Below are 8453 nucleotides of genomic sequence, written 5' to 3'. Positions count from 1 at the left end.
CGCGGGATTTCGCAAGGCGTATAATTGCCGGGCGAAGGGCAAGTGATGGCTGCGACGCTACAGCCAAATAGCGCGGCGCAACGGGCCGGGATGCGGCGAGAGGCCGTTAGCGAAATGAGTTATCGGGAGTTGAGGCGGCGTTCGCGGTCCAGCCCGGAAGCGGGGCGGCACCAACGCCAATTCCTGAGCCATTTCAACAAATCGACCCCGACGGGCAAATCACTTCGGCTTATCGGAAATCGTGTCAAGTCCCTCGCGAAAAAATAATTCTGTTTATCGGAATTAGAAACCGGAGTATATGATTTCGCATCCCGTCCCACTCAGGGGCATTGCGCAAGGTCACCAGTGCGGGACGGGGATGCGGTGGACGCGGATGGCGCTCTCGACCAGGGCGCCTGATGCGGATGGCGAAATCGTGTGGTCCTGACACCCCCGACGTCGGTGTCAAGCTTGCGGTCAGTCCCGCAGGTGACGGTGGCAATAGAGCTGGGCTCACCGGGGAGATCACGTATAAGCCGTAAACCATTGCGCGGGGAGTGCCGGGTGATTCCGGTGTGACCTGACAACACGTGTGCGTTCTACCCAATACCGTTGCACACGTGGCTATCGGGCGCATCGGGCGCCCGGCATTCCCCGCGCCCTCTGATTGGAGAGGGCGGCAAGTCTCCAGCAAACCTCGGGCGAAACGCGCCGCGAGATCGCAAAACTGTGTTTGCCCTTTGAAACGCACCTCTCATCCCGCGCAAGCCGGTGTGCTTCGTCCGGGATCGCCGCTAGGATGGCCATTGCCACGTGGCGGTCGCTGGATCGAGGGAGGGCAGCCGATGAACGACCCGAACAGTGAAAACAAGGCGCGCAATCGCGAGATCGCCGAGAACGAGGCCGACCGGCAGACCGTCGGCGATATCAGGGTCAGCGTTTGGGCGATCGCGGTCGCCGTTGTCATCGGCCTCGCTGCGGTGGGCTGGGTGCTGCTGCAGAACAAATAGCTTACGCGTAGTGCGGCAGTCGCTTGCCGGGCAACAGATCGTACGCCGGTCGCCAGCCCGGCAGGCTGGCGATGCGATCAAGCCAGGCCTTCACGGCGGGGTGGCTCGCCGCGAAATCATATCCGGTCTCGTCAGCGGGATAGTGCAGATAGGCCATCATGGAAAAATCGGCCACGGTGGCGCGCTTGCCGAGGGCGAAGTCGTTCTGCTGCAGATGGGTCTCGAGGATGCCGAGGAAATCGTCGAGCCGTTTGCGAAAATATTTCAGCACCTGAGGATCGGCCGACGGCGTGAAGGTCCGCATGAACCGGTAACTCGCCATGTAGCCGGTGAGCTTGTGATTGTCCCAGAACAGCCAGCGCAGCAGCTCGAATTTCTCGTCAGCCGTTTCGGCGCCGAAGCGACCAAATTGCTCGGCGAGTCGCAGGAGCAGCGGCGCAGTCTGGGTCAGCCGTTCGCCGTCCACTTCCAGCACCGGTATCTCGCCCATCGCGTTGACGTCGCGCCGCCATTCCGGCGTCCGCGTGACGCCGTCGCCGAAATCGGTCCAGACCGGCTCGAAGGTCTGGCCGCACAGCGTGAGCATCAGCGCCAGCTTGTAGCTGTTTCCCGATTCCGGAAAATAATGCAGCCGATAGACCGGCATCGGCGATCACGCCACCGCGCCGGACGCGCGCAGCTTCTGGATCGCTGCCTCGTCGTAACCCGCATGGCGCAGGATCTCGTCGCTGTGCTCGCCGATTCCGGGCGGCTTGCGCGGCCGGACCTTTTTGGCGCCGTCGACCCAGATCGGGCTGTTGATGGTCAGCATGGTGTCGTTCTCGAACGGCACCAGCACCTCGTTATCCAGCATCTGCTTGTCATCGGGAATGTCGTCGAGAATGCCGACCACGCCGAACACCAGGCCGTTGCCGTCGAGAATCTGCCGCCATTCGGCCAGCGGTCTGGTGGCAAAGGTCTCATCGAAAATCCTGATCAGTTCGATCGACCGCGCATGGCGTCCCGCCTTGGTGGCGAAGCGCCCGTCGGTGACCAGATCCTCGCGGCCGAGGCAGCGCGCCAGCGCCGGCCACTGCTTGTCCTCGTTGAGCAGGGAAATGATGACCCAGCGACCATCCTGGCATTTGTAGTGGTTGGTGACCGCGTTCAGCGCATGCTCGCGCGGACGCCGCTCGGCGAACTTGGCGCCGCACAGCTTGGCCTGCGCCAGCACCGAGGCGGCCCAGACGCCGTTGGCCATCAGGTTGGAACTGACATGCGACCCCTTGCCGGTGCGTTCGCGCTTGTACAGCGCGGTGACGATCGCGCCGTAAAACGCCATCGCGCAGGGGTGGTCGCCCATCCCGGCGATCGAGCGTGCCGGCGTGGTGTTTTCATCGGCGCGCACCAGGTCCATCAGGCCCGAGCGCGCCCAGTAGGCGTTGCTGTCGAAGCCGGGCTTGTTGGCCTCCTCGCCCTTTTCACCATAGCCGGTGAAGGATGCGTAGATCAGGCGCTCGTTGAGCGGAGCCAGCTTCGCGAAGGTCAATGCGAGGCGTTCGCGCACCGCCGGCGGGAAATTGGTGATGAAGACGTCGGCCTCGGCCACCAGCCGATGCAGCACCGCCTGGCCCTCCGGCCTGGAGAGGTCGAGCGCGAGGCTGCGCTTGTTGCGGGATTCCAGCAGCCACGCGAAATTGTGCTGGCTGGCGGGATATCCCGGCAGGTTCGGCAGGTTCCGGTAGGGATCGCCGAGGCCCGGCGGCTCGATCTTGATGACGTCGGCGCCGAAATCCGACAGCACGGTGGCGGCCGCGGGCGCCGCGATGAAACTCGCGCAGTCCAGAACCTGGAGGCCGTCAAAAATGCCTTTTTCCATAGTGCCGCCGCTCCCGTGCTTCCTGTTGGTTTTGTCCGTGCGCTGGAATTACGCGTGAGATCAAGGGGGCATTTGACCCATGTTGGGTGGGGGATGCAACGGGTGAAAACGCAAGGGCGCCGCGGGCAATGCCGTCATGCCCGCGCAACGGCCATGTTGCGGTTGACGCCGACGATGCCGCCGAGCTTGGCACCGCGAAACCGGTGCGATAGGTTTCACGCGATTTATCGCTTTGGGTTGTGCGGCCGATGGAGCTGACGGGCAGGCGGCAACGATCTGGCGGGGGCCTATTCTCGGCACCAGCACGCGCGTCCCCAGGGCGGATTTCCGCCACCGCGACGACGCGCATAATTACGATTGCTGGGATACCACCCGCAATACCACCAGCCTGCTGCTGGTGTTGCAGCAATGGGGCCTGCTGAAATTTCACGGGGTGGGCAACCCGCATTACCGGGGCAATGCGCTGGTGCTGCAGACCCCGCACAATACCGCGGTGCTGGTCGATCGCGCCACCAGGGTCGAATGGGTGGTGGACATGTGGACGCGCGGTTATGCGCAGCCACCCGACGTCATGACGGTTCAAAAATGGGTGAAGGAAGATTGACGGTCAAACCGGCGCGTTCTGCGCCAGTTCGTTGCGCGCAAGAGCGTTGCCCGCTCCTGCCCATTGCACTCTGTTTTTTTGAGATGTTGTTGGAAGTCCCACTCCCGGATCAGATCCGAGAGTGCGCCGTTGCGGACCGCGCTCCCAGCCTTAAACCTTGAGGTTCTCGGCCGAGGTCTTGCCGCGATTGGCAACCTCTTCGTATTCAACCGTCTGTCCTTCGTTGAGCGAGGAAAGGCCAGCTTTCTCGACCGCCGAAATATGAACGAAAACGTCCTTGCCGCCACTCGAAGGCTGGATGAAACCGAAACCCTTGGTCGCGTTGAACCACTTCACAGTACCTTTAGCCATCACGTCGTCTCCGCGGGATCAAAACAATTAACGAGCCGCCGGTCCCCGCACACCGGCATGCCCGAAGCCACAGGATACGCTGGATAACGCAAGCTTGATAGCGCAAAACGACAGCTCGATTTCGGCGGAAAACGATCGATATCGCGATGCATTTGCCTGTTTTCCCCGTTTGGCGGTCATTTGATCCAGAGAAATGCCGACCATTCCAAACTTTACCGGGTTGCAGAGCAGACGTCGCGCTCTCGCCAAAACGAGAAAACCCCGGCCGCGTGTGGCGGCGGGGGTTCCCGATCGAAACCGAAGTTCCAGTTACCATGCGCAGACGTTGACAACGCGGAAGCGCCAGCCGTACGGGGTCCACACACGGCGGGTCTGATAGCAGCCATGGCCGCCATAGCCGCCGCCGCCGATCACGAAGCCAAGGCCATGGTGATGACCGTGGAAGTGGTGGTGGTGGTGGGGAATCCAGAGCGGGCTGGCGGAAGCCGCGGTGGAAGCCAGCGAGGCCGCGCCGAGGGAAGCCGCGGCAACAAGTGCGAGGGTCAGTTTGCGAGGCATGGTCGTTCTCCTTGAATGTGCGCCGTAGCGCGGGTTGACGGTTTAATTCCTACCCATCGCACATCAGTCGCGCCCCTCAGGAGCGCGGTTCGAGAAAGCAGCCCGTGGTTCGGGGACAATTTTCTGAACGATCATTCAGGTGTGAAAAACATCACACAGCGATGCCGCGCGGCAATCAGGCGGCGACGGCATTCAGATCATTAACCAACCCAGACAGCATGCTGGCGTGATCGACGGAGCGCACGATCATCGCCTCGGCGCGTCCGCGGATCGTGACTTCCTGTTGCGGCAGACTGTCTTCTGCAAGCCCGGCGGTGATGCGAACCTCTTCCGAAACCACAACCTCGCAGGCGAGAGCCTTGGTCATGTCCTGCAGCCGTGCTGCGACATTGACCGCATCGCCCAGCGCGGTGAACACCATGTGATCGCGATAGCCGATGTCGCCGATGATCACTTCGCCGCCATGAATGCCGACGCCGAAACGGATCGGCTCGCGCAGGTCATGGCGAAGGAATTGATTTAATTCGTCGATATTGGCCGAGATCATGCCGGCTGCGCGCAGCGCCTGGCGGCAGGCGGTTTGCGGGTCCGAGTCGAGCCCGAACAACGCCAGCTGACCGTCGCCGACGAACTGGTTCGGCTGGCCGCCGCATTCCAGCACGGCCTGCGAAACCGCGCCGAGGAAACGGTTGACGATGAAGACGGTGTCGAACGGCAGCCGCTTCTCCGCGAGCTTGGTCGAGCCGCGCATGTCGACGAACAGGCTGACGAGATAGCGTTCCTCTCCGATGCGGGAGGGAATCGAGGTCCGCAAGGTCGCCGCCGTGGTCTGCGGCAGGAAGATCTGGAAGAACGACAGGTCGGCTTGCGGCCGCAGCTGGCAGGCAAGCCGGATCGCCGGATCGGCGCCGGCGCCGACGCGGTCGAGCACGAATGCCTCGCGCATCGAGGGCTCCGGCAGCGACGCGCAGTCGCCGATCACGCGAATGCGGCAGGTCGAGCAGCGGGCGCGGCCGCCGCAGACGCTGGCATGCGGGACATCGTGGCGCAGGCTGGCTTCCAGCACGCTGAGGCCTTTCGGCACACGGACCGTCTTGCCATTGCCATAGGACAGGCTGACCATGCCGGCCCGGCGTTCGTTGAGGGCGCGCACGCCGCGTGCCAGCAGCACAAAACCGAGCAGGCCGAGATAGCCGATCAGGAAGTACTCCTCGATGGACTTCAACGCGGCCTGTTCGGCCTGGGTGCCGACCTGCTGTCGCGAGAGATTTTCCGCCCGCCACTCCTTGCTGTCGCTGTCGACGACGCTTCGTCCGCCCTGATAGAGCCCGAGCATGGCCAGCGCCGGAATCAGCACCGCCGCCGCGAGCAGAAACGGCGCCGCGTGCTTGTAGAACGACTTCATCCGCAGCCAGAAATAAAGGCCGATGCAGCCGTGGACCCAGGCGATGATCAGAACGGCAAACATCAGCCACATCTTGTACGGCCATACGATCCAGAAGGCGAAAAACACCTGCGGATAGAGCTTCTCGTGGCCGAACAGCGTCTGCCCCAGCCGCACGCCGACAACGTGGCTGATGATCAGCGCCGGAATGCTGAGGCCGAGCACGAGTTGAAGCGGCTCGATCGCCTTCCAGCGAAATTGCCGGCGGTCGTACAGCGCCCAGAGGCCGAGACCGGCATGGATCAGCGCGGCGGCGTAAAACACGATCGCGACCGGGAGAAATTGCCAGAACAGGATGTGGTAATAGACGCCGCCGGCAAGCGCCTCCAGCGAGACATTGCCAAGTGCGTGATTGAGGAAATGGCTGACCAGATAGGCGAACAGCACCAGTCCGCAGCCGAGCCGGACCTGCCGGATGCTGATGCCGCGGAGGGATTTCGGGAGCTGTCGTTGCGACAGTGAGGTCATGCGGTCCGATCGGATGCCTTGCGGTTCTGCCGATGTTAGTTTGGGAACGGTCCCGACGCCATGGGGAGTTGCGGCCAGAGGGAGTTAAGACCAGGCCTGCCGCAAGTTGACACCCCCATCGGAGTCGGGGAGAAAGCGCCGTGACGATACCCCCGCCCATCCAAGACATTGCCGGGCCCGACAGGATTGCCTTGCGGCAATGGCTCACGGTTGCCGCCGTGATCGCGGCGCTGACGGCCATGCGGGTGGTCTATGCAGGCATGATCGACCTGCGCACCGACGAGGCCTATTACTGGACCTGGTCGAAGGAGAGCGCGCTGTCGTTCCTCGATCATCCGCCCATGATTGCGTGGTTCATCCGGTTCGGCACCGCGATCTTTGGCGACACCAATCTGGGCGTCCGGTTTGCCGGTATCGTGGCGATGCTGGTCACGCAGCTGCTGCTCGCCGACATCGTGCGGCGCGCGACGCATGATGTCCGCGCGGTCGTGATTGCCGTGCTGATGCCGGAGGCTGCGCTCTACTACGGGCTGTTGATGGCAAAGGTCTCGCCCGACGTCGCGCTGATCCCGTTTGCGGTCGCGATGGTGTGGGCGCTGGTGCGGCTGCACGAGAGCAACGACGCGCGCTGGTGGCTGGCGGCCGGCGCCTTCGCCGGGTTGGCGCTGCTGTCGAAATTCACCGCGGTCATGCTGCTTCCGGCGGTCGCGGCCTTCTTGCTGGTGCCGAAGTGGCGCAGCCGCTGGCTGGCCAGCCCGTATCCGTGGGCAGCGGCGCTGATCGCGATGATCGTATTCTCGCCGGTCCTGATCTGGAATTCGCAGCATGACTGGGCGTCGTTCCGGTTCCAGCTGGTGCGCGCTACCGCGACGCATGGACTATCGTTTCGTACCGTCGGCGACTATATCGGGCTGCAGTTCGGGCTGGTCGGCTTTATCCTGCTGCCGGTGGTATTGTCAGGCGTGGTGCTGACGGCGTGGCGAGGATACCGCCGCGGCGACGCGCTGGCCATTCTGCTGTCGACCGCCGTGCTCGTTCCCTTCGGGTACTTCTTCTGGAAATCGCTGAGCTTGAGGGTTGGCGATACCTGGCCGATGTTCATCTGGCCGGTTGGATTTGCCGCCGCGGCCATCAACATCACGATGCTGTCGCGCGAAGGCTGGCCAGCATGGATGGTGCAATCGACGATGCGCTGGGCCAGGGTTGCGATCGCGTCCGGGATCGTCTTCGTCGTGGCGGTCTTTCTCTATTATGTCGTCGCTCCCTGGAATTTCATCGGCCGGGCCGATCCGATCGGCGGCGAGGCCGGGTACCAGCAGGTGGTGGCGAGGGCGGAGGCCCAGCTGCAAGCGACCGGTGCGAGCTGGATCGCCACGACCGATTATCGAACCTACGCCATGCTGCGCTGGTTCTTCAGGGACCGCGTGCCGGTCATTCAGATCAATGAACGCGGCAGGTTTGAAGGCTTTCGCGATCCCGGCATCAGTGCAATCAGGGGTCACACCGGCCTCTATGTCGGTCGCGAACCCGACCATGCTAGCCCGGTATGGCGGTCGACGACGGCGATCAGGGAGCCGCTCGAACGGGTCAACCGCAGCTGGCGCGGGATCGTGATGGATACCTATGCCCTGGAAAAGCTCACCGGCTGGATGCCCGAGCTTTCGCCTCCAAAGGACTCCCCGCTCTATCGCCCGCGCGCGTTGGCGGGGAATCCTCATCCGCAACTGCGCGTCGGTAACAGAGGTCTTGCAGTCGGGGTTTATTCCAAAGACATTGGAACTTAGCCACGTTGGTGTTGTTTCCCTTTTTAGACCGAGCCTATCGGCACCTGCAGACGTAGGAGCAAACAGATCCTTCGCAGGTTGAAAGCAGCTCGGACCGCCCTCCATCCACCAATTTAACCAGGCAGAGAGACCCCATGACAAGAACCATTCTGTTTGCAGCCGCGGGCGCCTTGATGGCGACGAGTGCATCGGCGGCCCCCCTTTTCAATCAAGGGAATTCGGTCGAACAGCCCACCATGACGGAAAACGTCAGGCTGGTGTGCGACGACAGCGGCCGCTGCTACCGGACTCGTGGCCGACGCTACGTCGAACGTCGCTATTACGGGGACTCCTACACCTATGGACGCCGCGCCTACGTCCAACCCGGTTACGGCTACGCCCAACCTGGCTATGGCTA

At 62.9% G+C, this 8453-nt stretch carries 8 protein-coding genes and 1 pseudogene; 4 read left to right on the top strand and 5 right to left on the bottom strand.

Annotated elements, in window-relative coordinates; genetic code table 11:
* Positions 1 to 824: 824 nt before the first annotated feature.
* A complete protein-coding gene (locus Q8N40_RS11560; protein WP_305317876.1) occupies positions 825 to 989 on the top strand; it encodes a hypothetical protein in 165 nt (54 codons plus the stop codon).
* Position 990: 1 nt separating this feature from the next.
* On the opposite strand, the gene Q8N40_RS11555 is transcribed toward Q8N40_RS11560, so the two are convergent.
* Together Q8N40_RS11555 and Q8N40_RS11550 are read right to left on the bottom strand one after the other, a co-directional pair.
* Positions 991 to 1635 carry a glutathione S-transferase family protein gene (locus Q8N40_RS11555; RefSeq protein ID WP_305711910.1) on the bottom strand — a complete coding sequence of 215 codons (645 nt, stop codon included), beginning with the start codon at positions 1633 to 1635 and terminating at the stop codon, positions 991 to 993.
* Positions 1636 to 1641: 6 nt separating this feature from the next.
* A complete protein-coding gene (locus tag Q8N40_RS11550) occupies positions 1642 to 2847 on the bottom strand; it encodes a CaiB/BaiF CoA-transferase family protein (RefSeq protein ID WP_305711909.1) in 1206 nt (401 codons plus the stop codon).
* Between the two features lie 241 nt (positions 2848 to 3088).
* Here Q8N40_RS11550 and Q8N40_RS11545 point away from each other — a divergent pair.
* A pseudogene (locus tag Q8N40_RS11545) lies at positions 3089 to 3451 on the top strand (hypothetical protein); the annotation flags it as partial.
* A 150-nt stretch (positions 3452 to 3601) separates the two neighbouring features.
* Here the strand turns inward: Q8N40_RS11545 and Q8N40_RS11540 are convergent.
* From Q8N40_RS11540 to Q8N40_RS11530, 3 genes are all read right to left on the bottom strand, one after another.
* The gene (locus tag Q8N40_RS11540; RefSeq protein ID WP_029584170.1) at positions 3602 to 3802 is read right to left on the bottom strand and encodes a cold-shock protein; all 201 of its coding nucleotides are present in this window, start codon (positions 3800 to 3802) and stop codon (positions 3602 to 3604) included.
* A gap of 309 nt (positions 3803 to 4111) precedes the next feature.
* Entirely contained in the window at positions 4112 to 4360 is a 249-nt protein-coding gene (locus Q8N40_RS11535; protein ID WP_305711908.1) for a hypothetical protein, read from the bottom strand.
* A gap of 175 nt (positions 4361 to 4535) precedes the next feature.
* Positions 4536 to 6272: an adenylate/guanylate cyclase domain-containing protein gene (locus Q8N40_RS11530; protein ID WP_305711907.1), complete on the bottom strand. Its 1737-nt coding sequence runs from the start codon at positions 6270 to 6272 to the stop codon at positions 4536 to 4538.
* 239 nt (positions 6273 to 6511) lie between these two features.
* Here Q8N40_RS11530 and Q8N40_RS11525 point away from each other — a divergent pair, with 239 nt between their 5' ends.
* Entirely contained in the window at positions 6512 to 8056 is a 1545-nt protein-coding gene (locus tag Q8N40_RS11525) for a glycosyltransferase family 39 protein (RefSeq protein WP_305317883.1), read from the top strand.
* A 134-nt stretch (positions 8057 to 8190) separates the two neighbouring features.
* Positions 8191 to 8453, top strand: a 263-nt coding sequence (locus Q8N40_RS11520; protein ID WP_305711906.1) for a hypothetical protein, incomplete at its 3' end; no start/stop codon positions are given.

It is taken from the genome of Bradyrhizobium sp. (assembly GCF_030693485.1).
Lineage (GTDB): Bacteria > Pseudomonadota > Alphaproteobacteria > Rhizobiales > Xanthobacteraceae > Bradyrhizobium.
Note: the sequence above shows the minus strand (reverse complement) of the source record. Positions and strands in the feature narration are given on the sequence as shown.